Source organism: Leclercia tamurae, assembly GCF_025566055.1.
In the GTDB taxonomy this organism is placed as follows: Bacteria; Pseudomonadota; Gammaproteobacteria; order Enterobacterales; family Enterobacteriaceae; genus Enterobacter; species Enterobacter tamurae.
The window spans coordinates 38011-58283 of record NZ_JAMHKS010000060.1 but is presented as its reverse complement, the minus strand read 5'-3'; the positions used below and the strand labels follow the sequence as shown (position 1 = coordinate 58283).

General features: G+C 59.0%; 20 protein-coding genes. 13 read left to right on the top strand and 7 right to left on the bottom strand.

All coding sequences use genetic code 11. The features are described 5' to 3' along the window. Positions 1-104: 104 nt before the first annotated feature. Positions 105-1148, top strand: coding sequence for a MerR family transcriptional regulator (locus M8318_RS01800; RefSeq protein WP_262660785.1), 1044 nt, complete (start codon positions 105-107; stop codon positions 1146-1148). Here M8318_RS01800 and dauA read toward each other — a convergent pair. The 4 genes from dauA to lolB all read right to left on the bottom strand — a co-directional run bounded on the left by dauA (position 1134) and on the right by lolB (position 5479). Next, positions 1134-2810, bottom strand: coding sequence for a C4-dicarboxylic acid transporter DauA (gene dauA, locus M8318_RS01795; protein ID WP_262660784.1), 1677 nt, complete (start codon positions 2808-2810; stop codon positions 1134-1136). The two genes, M8318_RS01800 and dauA, sit on opposite strands and share 15 nt — an antisense overlap. A gap of 120 nt (positions 2811-2930) precedes the next feature. Next, positions 2931-3878: a ribose-phosphate diphosphokinase gene (gene prs / locus M8318_RS01790; RefSeq protein ID WP_003856663.1), complete on the bottom strand. Its 948-nt coding sequence runs from the start codon at positions 3876-3878 to the stop codon at positions 2931-2933. A gap of 123 nt (positions 3879-4001) precedes the next feature. Next, entirely contained in the window at positions 4002-4871 is an 870-nt protein-coding gene (gene ispE / locus M8318_RS01785; protein ID WP_262660783.1) for a 4-(cytidine 5'-diphospho)-2-C-methyl-D-erythritol kinase, read from the bottom strand. Continuing rightward, positions 4868-5479 carry a lipoprotein insertase outer membrane protein LolB gene (gene lolB / locus M8318_RS01780; protein ID WP_262660782.1) on the bottom strand — a complete coding sequence of 204 codons (612 nt, stop codon included), beginning with the start codon at positions 5477-5479 and terminating at the stop codon, positions 4868-4870. Before lolB ends, ispE begins: the two co-directional genes overlap by 4 nt. Positions 5480-5689: 210 nt before the next feature. Here lolB and hemA point away from each other — a divergent pair, with 210 nt between their 5' ends. Genes hemA through kdsA form a run of 6 tightly spaced genes read left to right on the top strand, consistent with a single transcriptional unit; the run spans position 5690 to position 10993 of the window. Next, complete coding sequence (hemA, locus tag M8318_RS01775; RefSeq protein WP_262660781.1) at positions 5690-6946, top strand: glutamyl-tRNA reductase; 1257 nt, start codon at positions 5690-5692, stop codon at positions 6944-6946. A gap of 42 nt (positions 6947-6988) precedes the next feature. Continuing rightward, the gene (gene prfA / locus M8318_RS01770) at positions 6989-8071 is read left to right on the top strand and encodes a peptide chain release factor 1 (RefSeq protein WP_262660780.1); all 1083 of its coding nucleotides are present in this window, start codon (positions 6989-6991) and stop codon (positions 8069-8071) included. Next, positions 8071-8901, top strand: a complete 831-nt coding sequence (gene prmC, locus M8318_RS01765; RefSeq protein WP_262660779.1) for a peptide chain release factor N(5)-glutamine methyltransferase — start codon at positions 8071-8073, stop codon at positions 8899-8901. Before prfA ends, prmC begins: the two co-directional genes overlap by 1 nt. Beyond that, positions 8898-9290, top strand: coding sequence for an invasion regulator SirB2 (sirB2, locus tag M8318_RS01760; RefSeq protein ID WP_262660778.1), 393 nt, complete (start codon positions 8898-8900; stop codon positions 9288-9290). The genes prmC and sirB2 overlap by 4 nt, the downstream gene beginning before the upstream one ends. Before the next feature lie 3 nt (positions 9291-9293). Beyond that, complete coding sequence (sirB1, locus tag M8318_RS01755; RefSeq protein ID WP_166182726.1) at positions 9294-10103, top strand: invasion regulator SirB1; 810 nt, start codon at positions 9294-9296, stop codon at positions 10101-10103. Between the two features lie 35 nt (positions 10104-10138). Continuing rightward, complete coding sequence (gene kdsA, locus M8318_RS01750; protein WP_106993213.1) at positions 10139-10993, top strand: 3-deoxy-8-phosphooctulonate synthase; 855 nt, start codon at positions 10139-10141, stop codon at positions 10991-10993. 123 nt (positions 10994-11116) lie between these two features. On the opposite strand, the gene chaA is transcribed toward kdsA, so the two are convergent. Further along, a complete protein-coding gene (gene chaA, locus M8318_RS01745; RefSeq protein WP_262660777.1) occupies positions 11117-12217 on the bottom strand; it encodes a sodium-potassium/proton antiporter ChaA in 1101 nt (366 codons plus the stop codon). A gap of 268 nt (positions 12218-12485) precedes the next feature. On the opposite strand from chaA, the gene chaB reads away from it, so the two are divergent. Together chaB and M8318_RS01735 are read left to right on the top strand one after the other, a co-directional pair. Continuing rightward, complete coding sequence (gene chaB / locus M8318_RS01740) at positions 12486-12716, top strand: putative cation transport regulator ChaB (protein ID WP_166182724.1); 231 nt, start codon at positions 12486-12488, stop codon at positions 12714-12716. 193 nt (positions 12717-12909) lie between these two features. After that, entirely contained in the window at positions 12910-13605 is a 696-nt protein-coding gene (locus M8318_RS01735; protein WP_262660776.1) for a gamma-glutamylcyclotransferase, read from the top strand. 37 nt (positions 13606-13642) lie between these two features. On the opposite strand, the gene M8318_RS01730 is transcribed toward M8318_RS01735, so the two are convergent. Beyond that, positions 13643-15427 carry a methyl-accepting chemotaxis protein gene (locus tag M8318_RS01730; RefSeq protein WP_262660775.1) on the bottom strand — a complete coding sequence of 595 codons (1785 nt, stop codon included), beginning with the start codon at positions 15425-15427 and terminating at the stop codon, positions 13643-13645. A 106-nt stretch (positions 15428-15533) separates the two neighbouring features. Beyond that, positions 15534-15887 carry a DsrE/F sulfur relay family protein YchN gene (gene ychN / locus M8318_RS01725; RefSeq protein WP_166182721.1) on the bottom strand — a complete coding sequence of 118 codons (354 nt, stop codon included), beginning with the start codon at positions 15885-15887 and terminating at the stop codon, positions 15534-15536. Positions 15888-15958: 71 nt separating this feature from the next. Between ychN and nasR the strand changes: the two genes are divergently transcribed. The 4 genes from nasR (at position 15959) to M8318_RS01705 (ending at position 20267) form a co-directional block, all read left to right on the top strand. Beyond that, positions 15959-17113, top strand: coding sequence for a nitrate regulatory protein NasR (gene nasR / locus M8318_RS01720; protein ID WP_262660774.1), 1155 nt, complete (start codon positions 15959-15961; stop codon positions 17111-17113). 228 nt (positions 17114-17341) lie between these two features. Further along, entirely contained in the window at positions 17342-18589 is a 1248-nt protein-coding gene (locus M8318_RS01715) for a CmpA/NrtA family ABC transporter substrate-binding protein (protein WP_262660773.1), read from the top strand. 1 nt (position 18590) lies between these two features. Further along, on the top strand, positions 18591-19469 hold the full coding sequence (gene ntrB, locus M8318_RS01710; RefSeq protein ID WP_262660772.1) for a nitrate ABC transporter permease: 879 nt from the start codon (positions 18591-18593) through the stop codon (positions 19467-19469). 9 nt (positions 19470-19478) lie between these two features. After that, positions 19479-20267 carry an ABC transporter ATP-binding protein gene (locus M8318_RS01705; protein ID WP_225758598.1) on the top strand — a complete coding sequence of 263 codons (789 nt, stop codon included), beginning with the start codon at positions 19479-19481 and terminating at the stop codon, positions 20265-20267. The last annotated feature ends 6 nt before the right edge of the window (positions 20268-20273 follow it).

The following is a 20273-nucleotide window of genomic DNA, read 5'->3' as shown; positions in this document are numbered from 1 at the left end:
CAGCGAAACGGCTCCCTCTGGAGTCGTTTTTTTTTGCATCTCGTATTGACCCTCACGTAACGTAAGGCTCCAGAGTGACGCCACTGGCACAAGAAGGAGCCGTTATGTTAATTCAGGTCGGGGAACTGGCGAAACGCGCCGGGATCACCGTGCGCACCTTGCACCATTATGAGCAAACAGGGTTGTTGCTGCCTTCTGCCAGAAGCGCGGCAGGTTACCGGCTCTACAATCTGGCCGATGTTCAGCGTCTGCATATGATTCAGGCGCTGGCAAAGGCGGGGCTGGAACTTGCTGAAATCAGGGACTTTCTGGAAAAAGATTCACTCTCGTTATCGGAACTGCTCGAGGCACAAATTCGCCTGCTGGATAAGCAGGTGCGCAGCATCACCACGCTGCGCGACAGGCTTGTGGATTTGCGTACCGGGCTTGATACCCATGAGGATCTCGATCTGGAGTCCTGGCTACAGACTCTGGAGTTAATGAACATGTACGATCGCTGGTTTAGCAAAGACGAGTTACAGCAGTTGCCGTTTGCACAGCACAAAGAGGCGCTGGCAGATATCTGGGCCGCTCTGGTTCAGGAGGCGAAAAGCCTGCTTGAGAATGATGTGGCGGTCACCGATCCCCGGGCGAGAGATCTGGCCACGCGCTGGATGGTGCGTCTCGAGCAGGACACGGCGGGCAAACCGGCGTTTCTCACCCGTCTCAACGAGATGCACAGCGTCGAACCCCAGATGCGTGAGCAAACGGGGATCACGGCAGAGATCATGGATTACATTACCCGGGCCTTTGCCGAATCAAAGCTGAGCATCTGGCAAAACTACCTCTCTCCGGAGGAGATGGCCTTTACCCGGGCGCACTATTTTGATCGCATGATGGAGTGGCCGCCGCTGGTGGCGAAGCTGCACCAGGCCCAGGCGGAGGAGCTGGATCCCGCATCCGACGCCGCGCAGCGGCTGGCCGAAAACTGGCTGGCGTTGTTCCAGTCCTACGCTGGAACCAGCCCGGTGACGCAGCAAAAATTCCGCCAGGCGATGCAGCAGGAGCCGCATCTGATGAAGGGAACCTGGATGACGCCCGCTGTCCTTGAGTGGCTCCAGCAGGCGATCGGTATCATGATGCAGCGGCGAATGTCACAGATCCGCTAACGCTGCCTCGCGGTTCGGATAGAATGCCAGACGACCCGCAATGGGTTGCACCCCTGCGCGCGCCATGGTGCGCAGGGGCTGGAATTCGAGATTACTCACCCGCAGTTCACAGCCTTCCGGCAGGCGTTGCACAAAGCGCTGGAAGGCGTCCAGCCCGCCGGCATCCAGCACCGGGACCGCATCCCACTTCAGGACCACAATCCGTTTCCCGGCGATGCGCGACTCCAGCTCGCTGAACAACCCTTCGGCGGCGGCAAAGAACAGGGGGCCGATCACCCGCAGCACCAGCACGTCGTCCGGGACCGTGACATTGACCGTCGCCAGCCGGGTCATGCGGGCAATGCGGCGCATAAACAGCAGCGAGGCCAGCACAATTCCGACGCTAATCGCAATCACCATGTCAAACAGCACGGTCAGCGACATGCAGATTAGCATCACGATGATGTCGTCCTTCGGCGCGCGGCGCAGCAGGTTCACCACTTTATGCGCCTCGCTCATGTTCCACGCCACCATCAGCAGCAGGGCCGCCATGGCCGACAGCGGGAGCCACGAGAGCAGGGGAGCCAGCACCAGCAGAGCGAGGATCACCAGCACCGAGTGAATCACTGCTGAGACCGGAGAGGTCGCCCCGGCGCGCACGTTCGCCGCCGAACGGGCAATGGCCGCCGTGGCGGTGATCCCGCCAAAGAACGGGGCGATAATGTTCCCCAGCCCCTGGCCAACCAGCTCGCTGTTAGCTTTGTGTTTGGTGCCGGTCATGCCGTCCAGCACCACCGCGCAGAGCAGGGACTCAATCGCCCCCAGCATCGCCATCGAAAAGGCGGCAGGCAGCAGGGCGCGCAGGGAGTCCCAGCTCAGGGTGAAGCTGGAGCCAGGCATATTCCACGGCAGCACCAGCTGCGGTAGTAGTTGCGGAATGCCGTTACCCTGGGAGCCATCCGCCAGCATATAGTGGAACTGCGAGCCGATAGTGGCGACGTGGCCGCCCAGCAGGTTCACCACCCCCATCACCCCACAGCCCAGCAGCAGGGCGGGCAGATGGCCCGGCAGGCGGATGCCCAGTCGCGGCCAGAGGATCAACGTCCCCAGCGTCACCACGCCGATTGCCGCATCCCCCGGGTTTGCCGTTGGCAGCGCCATCGCCAGCGCACCCACTTTTTGCAGGTAATGTTCCGGAACATGGGCCATCTGCAGGCCAAGGAAATCCTTAATCTGCATGGTCCCGATGGTGATGCCGATCCCGGAGGTAAAGCCCAGGGTCACGGAAAGGGGAATGTACTCAATCAGCCTGCCAAAGCGTGCCAGGCCGAACAAAATCAAAAATACCCCGGACATCAGGGTCGCCACCAGCAACCCGGCGAGGCCGAACTGCTGGGAAACCGGATAGAGGATCACCACAAAGGCGGCGGTCGGCCCGGAGACGCTAAAGCGCGACCCGCCGGTCAGGGCAATTACAATCCCGGCAACGGCGGCGGTATACAGACCGTATTGCGGTGCCACACCGCTACCAATCGCCAGCGCCATCGCCAGCGGAATAGCAATAATGCCGACGGTGATCCCGGCGATCAGATCACGGGTGAAGCGTGACAGGGTATATTTTTCGTTCCAGCAGGCGTCGATGAGGGCGCGGAAGGGCAGAACGTGAGAGGAAGCGTTTTTCACAATCATCATCCAGGTGCGCATCATCTGTCATATCAATGGCAGGTGAAGGAGGCATTAATCATACAAATAAATACCACAGACAAAAAAACCCGCCGTAGCGGGTTTTCAGACTGCGTCCGATTAGTGTTCGAACATTGCAGAGATAGATTCTTCGTTGCTGATACGACGAATCGCTTCGGCCAGCATCCCGGACAGGGTCAAAGTACGCACGTTTGGCAGCGCTTTGATTTCGTCGCTCAGTGGGATGGTGTCACACACCACAACTTCATCAATGACGGAGTTGCGCAGGTTGTTCACTGCATTGCCGGAGAAGATCGGGTGAGTCGCGTAAGCGAATACGCGTTTAGCACCACGCTCTTTCAGCGCTTCGGCGGCTTTGCACAGAGTGCCGCCGGTGTCGATCATGTCGTCAACCAGCACGCAGTCACGGCCAGCAACGTCACCGATGATATGCATCACCTGAGAAACGTTAGCGCGTGGACGACGTTTGTCGATGATCGCCATGTCGGTATCGTTAAGCAGTTTGGCGATAGCGCGTGCGCGAACCACGCCGCCGATGTCCGGAGAAACCACAATCGGGTTATCCAGGTTCAGCTGCAGCATGTCTTCCAGCAGGATTGGGCTGCCGAATACGTTATCAACCGGAACGTCGAAGAAGCCCTGGATCTGCTCGGCATGCAGGTCAACCGTCAGAACGCGGTCAACGCCAACACTGGAGAGGAAATCAGCGACAACTTTAGCGGTAATTGGCACACGTGCGGAACGGACGCGACGGTCCTGACGGGCATAACCAAAGTAAGGAATAACAGCAGTGATACGGCCAGCGGAAGCACGGCGCAGGGCATCGACCATGACAACCAGTTCCATCAGGTTGTCGTTAGTTGGAGCACAGGTGGACTGGATGATGAAAATATCACCACCGCGTACATTTTCGTTAATTTGTACGCTGACTTCGCCATCGCTAAAGCGACCTACGGCGGCGTCGCCAAGAGAAGTGTACAGGCGGTTGGCAATACGTTGTGCTAGTTCCGGGGTGGCGTTACCAGCAAAAAGCTTCATATCAGGCACGAGAAGAACCTCAGGCATGCGTCCAGTGGTGGATAGTTCGCCGTAAACTGTGCGGGCCAGGCGAATGCTATCCAGGCGGTGTATTAAAGAGCGCGATGCAACGTCTGGAACAGGGTGACGTTGTCACCGAAACTCAGGTTGCGCCAGAATGGCCTGCTGCAGCGGGGAGACGTTCATACCACGCGCTACGAAACCATGCAGCCACTCTGGAGCCAGCTCGAGCACCTGACGTGCAGCGGATTCCGTATCAAATTCAGCAAAGACACAGGCCCCTGTGCCAGTCAGGCGCGACGGCGCGTATTCTAACAGCCAGGAAAGCGCTTCATCAACCTCGCGAAAACGTTTTCTTGCGATAACCTCGCAATCGTTGCTGAATTCACAGTTTAATAACGTTTCTATTGACCTTATTGGGGTATCGCGCGGAAGGTCCGGATCTTTAAAGATAACCGGGGTTGGAATACTGACGCCCGGGTGGGCTACCAGATACCATTTTTCTGCGGGTTCGGCCGGAGAGAGGATCTCGCCCACCCCTTCAGCAAAGGCCGCATGTCCGCGGACAAACACTGGCACGTCCGCCCCCAGCGTCAGCCCGAGGGCGGCAAGCTCATCCACCGTGAGATCGCAGCCCCATAGATGGTTCAATACAACCAGCACGGTAGCGGCGTTAGACGACCCGCCGCCGAGCCCACCGCCCATCGGCAAGCGTTTCTCCACGCTGATATCCGCGCCGCTGCCCGCAGGCAGACGCCCTGACTCTTGCGCGGTGCGCATCAGCAGACGGGCGGCGCGCACGATCAGGTTATCCTCATCGGCCACGCCTTCGACCGGCGTCAGCAGACGGATCTGCCCGTCATCGCGCAGTTCAATGGAGATCGTGTCGCCGTAGTCAACAAACTGAAACAGCGTCTGCAGGGTATGATACCCGTCAGCACGCTGTCCGGTGATATATAAAAACAGATTCAGTTTCGCGGGCGAAGGCCAGTGGGTCATCATTTGACGATCCAGTTATCCATCTTCAGCTTGATGCGCTGGCTGCCTTCGGTCAGCTCCAGGCTTGAGGGCAGGGCCGGTTTGCTGTTGCTATCGTAGCCGCCGTAGACCACTTTCCAGCTTTTACCGTTCTGGCTGTAGTTCACTTCGCTCAGGCGATACTGGTCGTCGAGTTTATAGTCGGTGGCGTCACCCGGCAGGCCGAGGATCCACTGGCGCAGGCTGGTTATTGGAATAGGCATCCCGGTCAGCTTGCCGATCATCTCTTCCGCATCGGTGCCGGTATATTTCTTGCCTTTATTGTCGGTGACTTGTGCGCTGCCAGGCTGGGCAATCAGCTCCATTTCCGTGCTGCCAAGCGGGTTCAGCAGCAGCAGGCGAAAGCGATCCTGGCCGGTCTGCTGCCAGAAGAAGCGGGCGTACACCTTCTGCTGATCCGACAGATAAGCAAAGGCGCCGCGGGTCTGATACTGGTTTAACGCACGCACCTCTTGCTGATGCTGGCGCCACTGTGGTGAATCGGGGCTTTTGCCCGGCCCTTTCGGCGGCGTAATGGAACATGCGGTCAGCACCAGCGCGGCCAGGGGCAGCAGGCGAATCAGTCTGGTCATAATGATGGCAAATCCTTGAGATACGTGGCAGTTATATCGCTTAATGCTAGCGCCCGTATGCGGCAGCGTCTACGCTCATATTGTCTTAAATCATGAAATTAGCGTGGGGCACCTATTACTCCGAAAGGGGGCGGTCTCTTTTATTGATCTCGCGCATCCTGTATGATGCGGCCTGCTAACCTTATTAACGCTGGTACTACTCCCGCTCATATGACCCTTTTAGCACTCGGTATTAACCACAAAACAGCCCCGGTATCACTGCGAGAACGTGTGACGTTTTCGCCGGACACGCTCGACCAGGCGCTGGAAAGTCTGCTTGCCCAGCCGATGGTGCAGGGGGGCGTGGTGTTGTCAACGTGCAACCGTACTGAGCTCTATCTCAGCGTTGAAGAGCAGGATAACCTGCACGAAGCGCTGGTCCGCTGGTTTTGCGAATACCACAATCTGAACGAAGACGAGCTGCGCAACAGCCTGTACTGGCATCAGGATAACGATGCGGTCAGTCATCTGATGCGTGTGGCCAGCGGTCTCGATTCGCTGGTGCTGGGCGAGCCGCAGATCCTCGGCCAGGTCAAAAAAGCCTTTGCCGATTCGCAAAAAGGCCACCTCAAGGCCAGCGAGCTGGAACGCATGTTCCAGAAATCCTTCTCCGTCGCCAAGCGAGTGCGAACCGAAACCGACATTGGCGCCAGTGCCGTTTCAGTTGCTTTCGCTGCCTGTACCCTGGCGCGACAAATTTTTGAATCGCTCTCTACGGTCTCGGTACTGCTGGTGGGCGCGGGCGAAACCATCGAGCTGGTGGCGCGCCATCTGCGCGAACACAAAGTCAAAAAGATGATGATCGCCAACCGCACCCGCGAGCGCGCCCAGGTGCTGGCGGATGAAGTGGGGGCGGAAGTGATTGCCCTCAGCGACATCGACGCCCGTCTGAGCGAAGCGGATATCATCATCAGCTCCACCGCCAGCCCGCTGCCAATCATCGGCAAAGGCATGGTGGAGCGCGCCCTCAAATCCCGCCGTAATCAGCCAATGCTGCTGGTGGACATCGCCGTTCCGCGTGATGTCGAGCCTGACGTCGGCAAACTGGCGAACGCCTATCTGTACAGCGTGGATGACCTGCAAAGCATCATTTCGCACAACCTTGCCCAGCGTAAAGCGGCAGCGGTGCAGGCGGAAACGATCGTCGAGCAGGAAACCAGCGAATTTATGGCCTGGCTACGCGCGCAAAGCGTCAGCGAGACCATTCGCGAGTATCGCGGTCAGGCGGAACAGGTCCGAAATGAACTGACTACCAAAGCGATGGCGGCCCTCGAGCAGGGCGGCGATCCGCAGGTCATCATGCAGGAACTGGCATGGAAACTGACCAATCGCCTGATCCATGCCCCAACCAAATCACTTCAACAGGCCGCCCGTGACGGGGACGACGAACGCCTGAACATTCTGCGCGACAGCCTCGGGCTGGAATAGCGCGCCATACCCATTTTATTATTATAAGGTGCACTTACGCCTATGAAGCCCTCTATCGTCGCCAAACTGGAAGCATTGCATGAGCGCCATGAAGAAGTTCAGGCCCTGCTCGGCGATGCCGCAACCATTGCCGACCAGGATCGTTTTCGCGCCCTGTCGCGCGAGTATGCACAATTAAGCGATGTTTCACGCTGCTTTACCGAATGGCAACAGGTTCAGGAAGATATCGAAACCGCGCAGATGATGCTCGACGACCCGGAAATGCGCGAGATGGCGCAGGAAGAGTTGCAGGACGCAAAAGTGCGCGCGGAAGAGATGGAGCAGCAGCTGCAGGTGCTGCTGCTGCCAAAAGATCCGGACGATGAACGCAACGCCTTTGTTGAAATCCGCGCCGGAACCGGCGGGGATGAAGCGGCCCTGTTTGCCGGGGATCTTTTCCGCATGTACAGCCGCTATGCTGAATCCCGCCGCTGGCGCGTGGAGATCATCAGCGCCAACGAAGGCGAACATGGCGGTTATAAAGAGGTAATCGCCAAAATCAGCGGCGACGGGGTATACGGTCGCCTGAAGTTTGAATCCGGCGGCCATCGCGTCCAGCGCGTCCCGGCCACCGAATCCCAGGGGCGTATTCACACCTCCGCCTGCACCGTGGCGGTGATGCCCGAACTGCCGGAAGCCGAACTGCCGGACATCAACCCGGCGGATCTGCGTATTGATACTTTCCGCTCTTCCGGCGCGGGTGGTCAGCACGTTAACACCACCGATTCCGCGATCCGTATTACCCACCTGCCAACCGGCATCGTGGTTGAGTGCCAGGACGAACGTTCCCAGCACAAAAACAAAGCCAAAGCGCTGTCGGTGCTGGGGGCGCGTATTCGCGCCGCAGAAATAGCCAAACGCCAGCAGGCCGAAGCCTCAACCCGTCGCAACCTGCTGGGCAGCGGCGATCGCAGCGATCGCAACCGCACCTATAACTTCCCGCAGGGCCGCGTCACCGATCACCGCATCAACCTGACCCTCTATCGTCTGGATGAGACCATGGAAGGCAAGCTGGATTCGCTGATCGAACCTATCGTGCAGGAGTACCAGGCCGATCAGCTGGCGGCGCTGGCAGAGCAGGATTAATGGATTTTCAGCACTGGCTACAGCAGGCGATTAACACGCTGGCGGGAGGCGAAAGTCCCCGTCGCGATGCGGAGATCCTGCTGGAGCATGTGACGGGCAAAGCACGCACCTGGATCCTCGCCTTTGGTGAAACCGAGCTTACTGCCGACCAGCAGGCTCGGCTTGACGAACTCCTGGCCCGCCGCAAAACCGGCGAGCCGGTGGCACACCTGGTGGGGGAGCGTGAGTTCTGGTCGCTGCCGCTGTATGTCTCGGCGGCGACCCTGATCCCCCGTCCCGACACCGAGTGTCTGGTGGAGCAGGCGCTGGCCAGATTGCCCACCACGCCCGCACGTATTCTCGATTTAGGCACCGGCACCGGGGCCATCGCCCTGGCGCTGGCCAGTGAGCGCCCGGATTGTCAGGTCACCGCCGTGGATGTCATGCCCGATGCGGTGGCGCTGGCACAGCGCAATCTTGCGCGTCTGGCGCTGCCTAACGTCACGGTGCTGCACAGCAGCTGGTTCACCGCCCTCGGCGATCGGCAGTTTGAAATGATCGTCAGCAACCCGCCCTACATTGATGAAGCCGATCCGCATCTTGCCGAAGGCGATGTGCGCTTCGAACCGCGCAGCGCCCTGGTTGCTGGCGATCAGGGCCTGGCCGATCTCAGCCATATCATTACTCAGTCTCGCCTGCACCTGGTGAGCGGCGGCTGGCTGTTGCTGGAGCACGGCTGGACCCAGGGTGAAGCGGTACGCGCGCTCTTCCTGCAGGCCGGTTTTGACCAGGTTGAAACCTGTCGCGACTATGGCGGCAATGAGCGTCTGACCCTGGGCAAACGGCCATGAACAGCTTCTCTGTGTTGATTACCTTGCATCTGGCCGCCGTCACCCTCACCATCAGCTTTTTCGCGCTGCGTTACTGGTGGCGTTACAGCAATAATCAGCTGATCAACGCCCGCTGGGTCCGCGTTCTGCCGCACTGCATCGACACCGTACTCTTTGTGTCGGGGGCAGGGTTAATGTGGGTCACGAGGTATCTGCCGTTCACCGATGACGGTGCATGGCTGACTGAGAAGCTGTTTGGCGTTATCATCTACATCGTTTTGGGTTTTATTGCGCTGGGGCGACATCGTCCGCGCAGCCAGCAGGTAGGGTTTATCGCCTTTCTGCTGGGGCTGGTGGTGCTGTACATCATCATTAAACTCGCCACCACAAGAATACCGTTACTGGGGTAAGTCATGGAGTCCTTGGCCGATTTCGAATTTAACAAAGTGCCGTTGTGCGATGGAATGATCAAAGTATCAGAGATGATCCGCGATGATTTCATTTCACAATATGTCTACGACGAGCTGGAGAACCTGGTGAGTCTGGCGCGTGAAGAGATAAGTCAGGCGCGCCCGCAGGACTGGCAACTGGAGAAACTGATTGAGCTGTTCTACGGCGAATGGGGCTTTTGCGATACGCGTGGCGTGTATCGACTCTCCGATGCCCTGTGGCTCGATCAGGTACTGAAAAACCGTCAGGGTAGCGCTGTCTCCCTGGGGGCCATTTTATTATGGGTGGCGCACCGCCTGGATATCCCGCTTGTGCCGGTCATCTTCCCGACGCAGATGCTGCTGCGTGCCGAGTGGCTTGACGGCGAAATGTGGTTAATCAACCCGTTCAATGGCGAAACCCTCGACGATCATACGCTGGATGTCTGGCTGAAGGGCAACATCAGCCCGATGGCAGAGCTCTACAACGAAGATCTGGACGAAGCGGATAACGCTGAAGTGGTGCGCAAGCTGCTGGACACCTTAAAATCGGCGCTGATGGAAGAGCGGCAGATGGAGCTGGCGCTGCGTGCCAGCGAGGTGCTGCTGCAGTTTAACCCGGAAGATCCGTATGAGATCCGCGACCGTGGTCTGATCTACGTCCAGCTCGAGTGCGACCACGTCGCGCTGACTGATTTAAGTTATTTCGTTGAGCAGTGCCCGGAAGATCCGATCAGCGAGATGATTCGCGCGCAGATTAATTCCATCGCGCATAAACAGATTACACTGCATTAATCTTAACTCCGATTCACCCTGAATAAGGCGATTCTATGAAACAAAAAGTGGTTAGCATTGGCGATATCAACGTGGCGAACGACCTGCCGTTCGTGCTGTTCGGCGGCATGAACGTTCTGGAATCCCGCGATCTCGCGATGCGTATCTGCGAACACTACGTGACCGTGACCCAGAAGCTGGGCATCCCGTACGTGTTTAAAGCCTCTTTTGACAAAGCCAACCGCTCCTCTATTCACTCTTACCGTGGCCCGGGCCTGGAAGAGGGGATGAAGATCTTCCAGGAGCTGAAGCAGACCTTTGGCGTGAAAGTGATCACCGACGTCCATGAAGCCAGCCAGGCGCAGCCTGTGGCCGACGTGGTTGACGTGATCCAGCTGCCCGCGTTCCTTGCCCGTCAGACCGACCTGGTCGAAGCGATGGCGAAAACCGGTGCCGTTATCAACGTGAAAAAACCGCAGTTCGTGAGCCCTGGCCAGATGGGGAACATCGTTGATAAGTTTATCGAAGGCGGTAACGACCAGGTGATCCTGTGCGACCGTGGCGCTAACTTCGGTTACGACAACCTGGTTGTGGACATGCTGGGCTTCAGCGTGATGAAGAACGTCTCTAACCAGTCGCCGGTGATCTTCGACGTGACCCACGCCCTGCAGTGCCGCGACCCGTTTGGCGCAGCCTCCAGCGGCCGTCGTGGTCAGGTTACCGAACTGGCGCGCGCCGGTATGGCAACCGGTCTGGCAGGCCTGTTTATCGAAGCGCACCCGGATCCAGCCAACGCGAAATGCGACGGCCCATCCGCGCTGCCGCTGGACAAGCTGGAGCCGTTCCTGAAACAGATCAAAGCGATTGACGATCTGGTTAAGAACTTCGAAGAGCTGGATACGTCCAACTAATCCAGACAATGAAAAAACCCGCCTCGGCGGGTTTTTTTATGCCCGGCTGCGCTGCGCTTGCACGGGCCTACGGGTTCAGTTGTAGGCCGGGTAAGGCGTAGCCGCCACCCGGCAAAACGACGGTCACGCAAATATCGTCATCAGATAGGCTGCAAACAACGCCATATGCGCTGCGCCGTTAAGCACATTGGTGCGCCCGGTGGAGAACGAAATCTGGCACAGCAGCAGCGACGCCAGCATCACGATCATCTCCGGCGCGCCCAGGCTGAAATGCAGATCGTTCCCGGTCAGGAAGGCAATCAGCGTCACCACCGGAACGGTCAGGGAGATGGTCGCCAGCACCGAACCAAAGAACAGGTTCATTGCGCGCTGTACCTGATTGTTCAGCACCGCACGCAGCGCCCCCAGCCCTTCCGGGGAGAGGATTAACAGCGCCACCAGGAAGCCAGTAAAGGCCACCGGCGCGTTCAGCTCGGTCAGCAGCGTTTCCAGCGGGTTCGCATTCATCTTGGTGACGGCGATAACCGCAATCAGATGCACGACCAGCCAGATAGTGTGCCACAGGCTGCTGTGGGCAGACGGCTTGCCGTGGTGCGGGTCATCGTCGTCGCCCTCATCTTCATGCTCATACACGAACAGGCTCTGGTGCGTTTTAGTCTGGATCAGCAGGAACACGCCGTACATTGCCGCTGAGATCAGCGCCACCAGCAGGGCCTGCCCGGTCGTAAAGTTGCCCCCCGGCAGCGCCATCGGGAACACCAGCACGATAATCGCCAGCGGGAAGAGGGCGATCAGATACTGCTTAATACCAAACAGGTTCAGGTACTGGGTTGCGAATTTGCGCCCGCCCAGCAGCAGTGAGAAGCCAACCAGCCCCCCGGTAACAATCATAATGATGGAGTAGAGCGTATCGCGCATCAGGGTAGGCGCTGCGTCACCGGTCGCCATCAGGGCGGAAATGAGGCTTACTTCGAGAATAACGACGGAAAGACTTAAAATCAGCGAGCCGTAGGGCTCTCCCAGCCGGTGGGCCAGCACGTCGGCGTGACGGACAACGCTGAAGGCGCTGCTGAGAATACCAACAAGTGCCAACATATTGATGCCGATGACCACTGGCAGTGACTGACTACTTCCCCAGAAGAGCAGCACGGCCAGGGCCAGCACCGGGAAAATGAGAGACGTCTCCTTATGACGGGTTTTCACCGTCTCATGTGCGGTTGTCATGTATATCTCCAGAGTTGCAGGTGCTTATTATTGTAGACAGAAAAAGAGGACGTTAAATTAACAGATTACCGTTAAATTCTGATTATCTTTTACTTAATTTTACGGTATGAAGTGATTATTGTCTGAGATCGACATAATAGACCATTTTTGTTAAATATAGTCTTAATAACAGCTAATTAAGAAAAAGAATTATCTGATTATCGATTTGACTGGAAGCCTCAGCCATTGTCGACCACACTTATTAATTGATTAAAAAGAGGGGTTTGACATGCCATACAAATCGAAAAGCGATTTACCGGACAACGTTAAGCACGTACTGCCGGCCCATGCCCAGGATATTTATAAAGAAGCCTTCAACAGCGCCTGGGATCAGTATAAGGATGAAGAGGACCGCCGGGGGGACGCCAGTCGGGAGGAGACCGCGCATCGCGTGGCCTGGGCGGCCGTGAAGAATGACTACGAGAAAGGTGATGATGATAAGTGGCACAAGAAGAAATAGCGCCAGCCTGATTGCCTGTGTTTATTAGTTTGCACCCTGCGCTTTGACTTTTGTGGCGGTTGCACTATCGCTGTATTGCACCCGGCGAGTTTATTGCATATCGTCACGGTACTGCTTTCTAATTGAGCAGTAAAAAGACCCGGAAGGTTCATAAAAGTGTGCGCAGGGAAGCAGGCAGTGGCGGAGGTGCAATATGTTAACGCGTGATTTTCTTATGAAGGCTGACTGTAAAACGGCCTTTGGTGCGATTGAAGAATCGCTGCTGTGGTCAGCCGAACAGCGTGCGGCATCGCTGGCGGCAACGCTGGCCTGTCGCCCGGACACCGGTCCGGTGTGGCTCTTCGGCTACGGTTCCCTGATGTGGAACCCGGCGCTGGAGTTTGTCGAATCGGCCACCGGCACCCTGCCGGGCTGGCACCGCGCATTCTGTCTGCGCCTCACCGCCGGTCGTGGCAGCGCCTGCCAGCCAGGTCGTATGCTTGCACTAAAAGAGGGCGGACGCACCACGGGCGTAGCCTATCGCCTGCCGGATGCGACGCTGGAAGAGGAGCTGGCTCTGCTGTGGAAGCGTGAGATGATCACCGGCTGCTATATGCCGAGCTGGTGCAAGCTGGAACTTGATGACGGACGCACCGTTAATGCGCTGGTGTTTATTATGGACCCGCGCCATCCGCTGTTTGAAGCCGACACCCGGGCACAGGTTATTGCCCCGCTGATTGCCGCGGCCAGCGGTCCGCTCGGCACCAATGCACAGTATCTCTTCTCCCTCGATCAGGAGCTGACGCGACTGGGTATGCGGGATGATTGTCTGAATGAGCTGGTGTCGCGCGTGCGGGCCTTGCTCGACGGCAGCCAGCCCGACAGTCCGCTGAACGCAAGCTTCGCCTGAAAAAACGCCCGGTGGCCTTGTGGACACCGGGTTAACATTAAATGCGGAAATGTCCGGCGGTTTCAGCCAGCTCGCCTGCCTGGCCCTGCAGGGCGCTGGCTGCGGCGGCCGACTCCACCACCAGTTCGGCGTTCTGCTGCACCATGCTGTCGAGGTGGGTCACCGCCCGGTTGATCTCCTGAATACCTTTCATCTGCTCGCTGGTGGCGACGGTGATCTCCCGCATGATCCCCGACATGCTGCCGATGCTGGTGACAATCTCATCCATACTCTGGCCGGCCAGGTGCACATAGCGTGAACCGGTCGCCACGCTGTCGGTGGTGGAGTCGATCAGGCTTTTGATCTCTTTTGCCGCCTGGGCGCTGCGGCTGGCGAGGCTGCGCACTTCACCTGCGACAACCGCAAAGCCACGACCCTGTTCACCCGCCCGCGCCGCCTCAACCGCCGCGTTGAGGGCCAGAATATTGGTCTGGAAGGCGATGCCGTCGATCACGCTGGTGATATCGCCAATTTTGGTCGAGGCGGCTTCGATGGACTGCATGGTAGTGATCGCCCGGGAGACCACGCTCCCGCCGCGGGTGGCAGCCTCGGAGGCTTTGCTCGCCTGCTCGTTGGCGATGGCGGCCGATTCGGTCGACTGGGCGACGGAGGCGGTGATTTGCTCCACGGCGCTGGCGGTTTCACGCAGGCTGGAGGCGGCCCGCTCGGTACGGCCAGAGAGATCCTGGTTCCCGGCGGCGATCTCCTGAGCGGCGTTTTTCACCGAGGCGCTGGCGTCACGCAGCTGCACCATCACTACCGAAAGTTTGTCGCTGAAGGCGTTAAAGGCATGGGCGATCTGCGCCACCTCATCCTCGCCTTTCTCCGGCAGACGCTGGGAGAGATCGTTGGTGCCGTTGGCAATGGCATGCATCGCATCGCGAATATCCGACAGGCGCTTCAGCAGACGGGCAATCACGAAATGCACCACCCCGGCGCTGAGCAGGACCAGGATCACCAGCGACAGGGAAGAAGCTTTCAGCAGGGTGCGCATCCCGGAGGTGGCATCATCGCTGTCGAGAGCAACCACCAGCTGCCACTGGGTTCCGGCAATCGGGGTGGCAGCAAAGGTTTTGCTTGCGTCGTTAAACTGACCTTCGGCGTTCTTGCCGCTTTTGAGTGCATTCAGATCGACGCCGGTAATGACATCGGTAAAGGCTTTCAGGGTCAGGGCAGGATCGTTAGCGGCTATCACCGTCCCGTCGCTGTCAATCAACAGGCCGCTGCTGGCCGGGGTCGGACGAATACCGCGCACGTTGGCGATCACGCTGTCCATCGCCACGTCACCCGCCAGTACGCCTTTCAGCTCGCCGTTCTCTTTCACCGGCACCGCAAAAGTGACCACCAGCTTCTTAGTGCCGGTATCGACATAAGGGGCAGTGACGATAGCCCGATCTTCTTTCACCGCCTGCTGATACCACGGACGGATAGTCGGATCGTAGTCGGCAGGCACGCCGTCCGGATTGGAGAACTTCGCGGTTTTGCTGGCATAGCCGACATAGACGTTAATGAACCCGCCCGCCTGCGCCAGCTGTTTGAACATGGGCACCGGATCGTCGCTCAGGGCGACACTCTGCAGGGAGTTAATAATGGTGGTTTTGCTGTTAACCCAGTCGGCGATGGCCAGGCTATGGCTGGCGCTGGTGCTGGCCAGCATATCGCGTTGCGATTGTTGATTGTCCTGGCGCGTGACCTGGAAATTAATCACGGTATTCAGAAGGAGCGCGGCGATCAGACATCCGACCGTCGCCGCAATAATACGAGCGCGAATTGACCTGAACATAATGTAATACCTGCTGTGTTGTTGTAAGAAGCCTATCGGCATCGGGCAGGCAAACTTGATGCTGGAACCGCGCTCATAAGAAAAAAATATTTCAGTTAAAGCATTATTAGAAAGTTAATAGTTTATCCGCGGATAACGTCCACTGCGCCAGCTCCACCAGAGTGCCAATTTCCACCCCGTCAATCAGCGGCAGGGCACTGATGCCGCGGCCGTCGGTGCAGGTCTTGCACAGTTTCACCGGCACGTTTTGCGCGGTCAGGATCTCCAGCATCTGCTGAATGTTATACCCTTCGGCTGGCTTCTGACCACGGAGCCCGGCGGTCACCGCGTCGGACATTAAAAACAGGCGCAGATCCAGGTCGCTCTCCTGCTCGCGTAAGGCAATCGCCAGCCGCAGGCTGTTAAACAGGGATTCACTGCCATAGGCCGCACCGTTGGCGACTATCACGATCTTCTGCATCTTGACTCCTGAAAGGTAAAAAGGCATGAAAATTGCTTCTCTCAGTCAAACACTGACCCGGGAGAGGAAGCATGACTAACATCACCGGTGCCACCGAATGGTTTCAGCACGCCCGACTAATGCGTAAACAGCAGCTGTGCAAACTGGCGCAGTTGGGCCAGCTTGTCAGCCGGATCGGCCATCTTGCGCACATGCTACAGTGCGAGCGCGGGGCTTCCAACATCTGGCTCTGTTCTCAGGGCACGCTCTATGCCCTGGAGTGTAAAGCCAGCCGCGCGCTGGTGGACGAGCATCTCCGGGCGCTGCACCAGGCTCTGGGTACGCCGCTGATGGCCAGCGGTGCCCTCAGTGAGCGGGTAGGGAATGCCCTGCAGAGCCTGGAGCAACTTCCCGCCCTGCGCGAGACGATTACCGCCTGCGCGCTGCCCGCCGATGTGGCGATGGAGCGCTACAGCCGCACGCTGCGCAACCTGCTCAGTATCGTACCCCAGCTCAATGACAGCATTGACGATCCGCAACTCGCGGGGCGGTTTGTCGCGCTTTATAGCCTGATGCAGGGCAAAGAGCTGGTGGGACAGGAGCGGGCGCTGGGGGCGATAGGCTTTACCCAGGGCTTTTTCAGCGAGGAGATGCGCCAGACCCTGGTGGACCGTATCGACGGGCAACAGGCCTGTTTCGAGATCTTTCTCTCCCTGACGCCTGCCAGCTTGCATGACCACTTCAGCCTCAGCGTGCCGGGGGCCGAAACCGAACAGCTGCGCCGCCTGGCCTGCACCCGGCAGCCCGCAGCGGATAAAGGCGTGCTGGCGCTGCACTGGTTCTCATTGCAGACCGAACGGCTGGAACATCTGCGCGGTCTTGAAGAGATGCAGATTGCCGACCTGATGCTGGCCGTGGAGACCCTGATTAACCGCGCCGACGACGACCTGCCGGAAGAGCCTTCACCGGAAGAGCCGCTGGCCCTCTATCCGCAAAAACCGCTTCTGCCGCTGGTGCGTCAGCAGGCGCGGGAGATCGAACAGCTCTCCCGCCAGCTGGCCTCAATGCGCGACACCCTTGAGGAGCGCAAGGTGATCGATAAGGCCAAAAGCGTGCTGATGACCCATCAGCAGATGAGCGAGGAGCAGGCCTGGTGTCAGCTGCGCAAGATGGCGATGGACAAGAACCAGCGGATGGTGGATATCGCCCGGGCGCTGCTGACGGTGAAGGCGCTCTGGCAACAGTAGATGCACTCCCGCTGGGCAACGCTTGCATGATTGAGGTGCGTTCCCGCTGTCCGCTGGCATAAAATGCCCGGATTCTAAGAGGTTAAAAGCTGGCATCCCCTTTGCATTATTGAATTAACAATTTGAGACGACGCGCCAACGGCGGTGCGACGATCTTCAGGATAAAGGCGTCCTGCAGTGCTTCGGCACTGCCGGGCGCTTTTTTTTGGCTTTTTTTCAGGAGTGAGCATGGTGGAATGGACAAGGCGGCGTTTTTTACAGGCCAGCGCGCTGGCAGGCGGGGCGCTGATGTTACCGGGCGTCATGCAGGCTGCATGGGCCGCAGGCTCCGATAAACCGGAACTCGGGACGGTGCGCGTGGGCTTTATCCCGCTCACCGACTGCGCGCCGCTGGCGATCGCAGCATATAAAGGGTTCGATAAAAAATATGGCTTCACCCTGGTGCCCACCAAAGAGGCCAGCTGGGCGGCGGTGCGCGACAAGCTGGTGGCCGGGGAGCTGGATGCCGCGCATATTCTCTATGGCCTGCTGTACGGTCTGGAGCTGGGGATCGCCGGCAAACCTAAGCCGATGGCCAACCTGATGACCCTCAACCAGAACGGCCAGGCGATCACCCTGTCGAGCGATCTGGCCCAACAGGGTGTGCGCGACGTCGAGGGTCTGAAGAAGCTGATCGGTCAGCAGGCGCCGGGTACCTACACCTTTGCCCATACCTTTCCCACCGGCACCCACGCCATGTGGCTCTACTACTGGCTGGCCAGCGCGGGCATTAACCCCTTTGACGACGTGCGCACCGTGGTGGTGCCGCCGCCGCAGATGGTGATGAACATGCGTATCGGCAATATGGTCGGCTTCTGCGTCGGCGAGCCGTGGAACGCCCGGGCCATTAACGATCGCATCGGCTTTACCGCCGCCACCTCCCAGTCTATCTGGCCGGAACACCCGGAGAAGATCCTCGGCACCCGTCAGGAGTGGGTTGACGCCCACCCCAATACCGCCCGGGCGCTGGTCAGTGCCCTGCTGGAGGCCCAGCGCTGGATCGATGCCTCGCCGCAGAACAAACAGGAGACCGCTCAGCTGTTGTCCCGCCGCGCCTGGCTCAACACCAAAGAGCAGTACCTCACCGGGCGGATGCTCGGCGAGTACGACAACGGGGTGGGGCAGCGCTGGCAGGATGCCCACCCAATCCGCTTCTTTGAGGACGGGGCGGTCAGCTACCCGTGGCACTCTGACGGAATGTGGTTCTTAACCCAGTTCCGCCGCTGGGGGCTGCTGAAAACCGACCCGGACTACGCCGCCGTTGCCCAACGCATCAACCGCACCGACGTCTGGCAGGACGCCGCCACCGCAGTGGGCGGCATTCGCGCGCCATCCTCGCCGCTGCGCAGCAGCACCCTGATGGACGGCACCGTCTGGAACGGCACCGATCCGAAGGGGTACGCCAACCGTTTTGCCATTCACCGTACAGGGGCCTGATATGAAAAAAGTTAACACCAAAGCGGCATCCGCTGCGCCGGTCAGCGGGGAAGTGATCGCCCTGCCACCGGTGCAGGTGCGCCGTCGCACACCCGCGTTTGCCCGCCGGATCAACGACCTGCTGCAGCGCCTTATTCCGGCGCTGCTCGGTCTGGGGCTGCTGGTCATCGCCTGGCAGCTGGCGGCCATCAACAGCAAAGGCTTCCCGACCCCGCTCAGCACTCTGGATTCAGCCATCACCCTGTTTGCCGACCCGTTCTATCGCGACGGGCCAAACGATATGGGGGTGGGCTGGAACGTGCTGGCCTCGCTGCAGCGTGTCGCCATTGGCTTTGGCCTGGCGGCGCTGGTGGGCATCCCGCTCGGCTTTATGATCGGTCGCTTTACCTTTCTGGCCCGCATGTTTAACCCGCTGATCGCGCTGCTGCGCCCGGTCAGCCCGCTGGCCTGGCTGCCGATTGGCCTGCTGTTGTTTCAGAAAGCGGAGCCCGCTTCCAGCTGGACCATTTTTATCTGCTCGATCTGGCCGATGGTCATCAACACCGCCGAAGGGGTGCGCCGTATTCCCGAGGACTACCTCAACGTGGCCCGGGTCCTGCAACTCTCCGAGTGGACGGTGATGCGCCGCATTCTGTTCCCCGCCGTGCTGCCTGCGGTGCTGACCGGGGTACGCCTCTCCATCGGCATCGCCTGGCTGGTGATCGTTGCCGCCGAGATGCTCACCGGGGGCCTGGGGATCGGCTTCTGGATCTGGAACGAGTGGAACAACCTCAACGTTGAAAACATTCTCATCGCCATCGTCATTATCGGCGTGGTGGGTTTGCTGCTGGAGCAGGGGCTGATGCTGATCGCCCGCCGTTTCAGCTGGCAGGAAAAATAAGGAGCGCACATGAAACCATTAATTCAGGTCCAGGCCGTCAGCCAGCGTTTTTCCACCGCCAGCGGCGAGTTTCTGGCGCTGCAGAATGTCTCTTTTGATATCCACGAGGGGGAGACCGTCAGCCTGATCGGCCACTCCGGCTGCGGCAAATCGACGCTGCTGAACCTGATCGCCGGGATCACCTTGCCGACGGAAGGCGGGCTGATCTGCGATAACCGCGAGATCGCCGGGCCGGGTCCGGAGCGGGCGGTGGTGTTCCAGAACCACTCTCTGCTGCCGTGGCTCACCTGCTTCGACAACGTGGCCCTGGCGGTGGATCAGGTGTTCCGCCGCAGCATGAGCAAGGCCGAGCGCCGGGAGTGGATCGAACACAACCTCGATCGGGTGCAGATGGGGCACGCCATCCACAAGCGTCCGGGGGAGATCTCCGGCGGGATGAAGCAGCGGGTCGGCATTGCCCGCGCCCTGGCGATGAAGCCGAAAGTGCTGCTGATGGATGAGCCGTTTGGCGCGCTGGATGCCCTGACCCGTGCACACCTGCAGGATTCAGTGATGAAAATTCAGCAGGAGCTCAACACCACCATCGTGCTGATCACCCACGACGTCGACGAGGCGGTGTTGCTCTCGGATCGGGTCCTGATGATGACCAACGGCCCGGCGGCGACCGTCGGCGAGATCCTACGCGTCGACCTGCCGCGCCCGCGTAACCGGGTGCAGCTGGCGGAGGAGAGCCGCTATCACCATATGCGCCAGCAGATCCTCCATTTCCTCTACGAAAAACAGCCGAAAGCGGCCTGAGGAGCA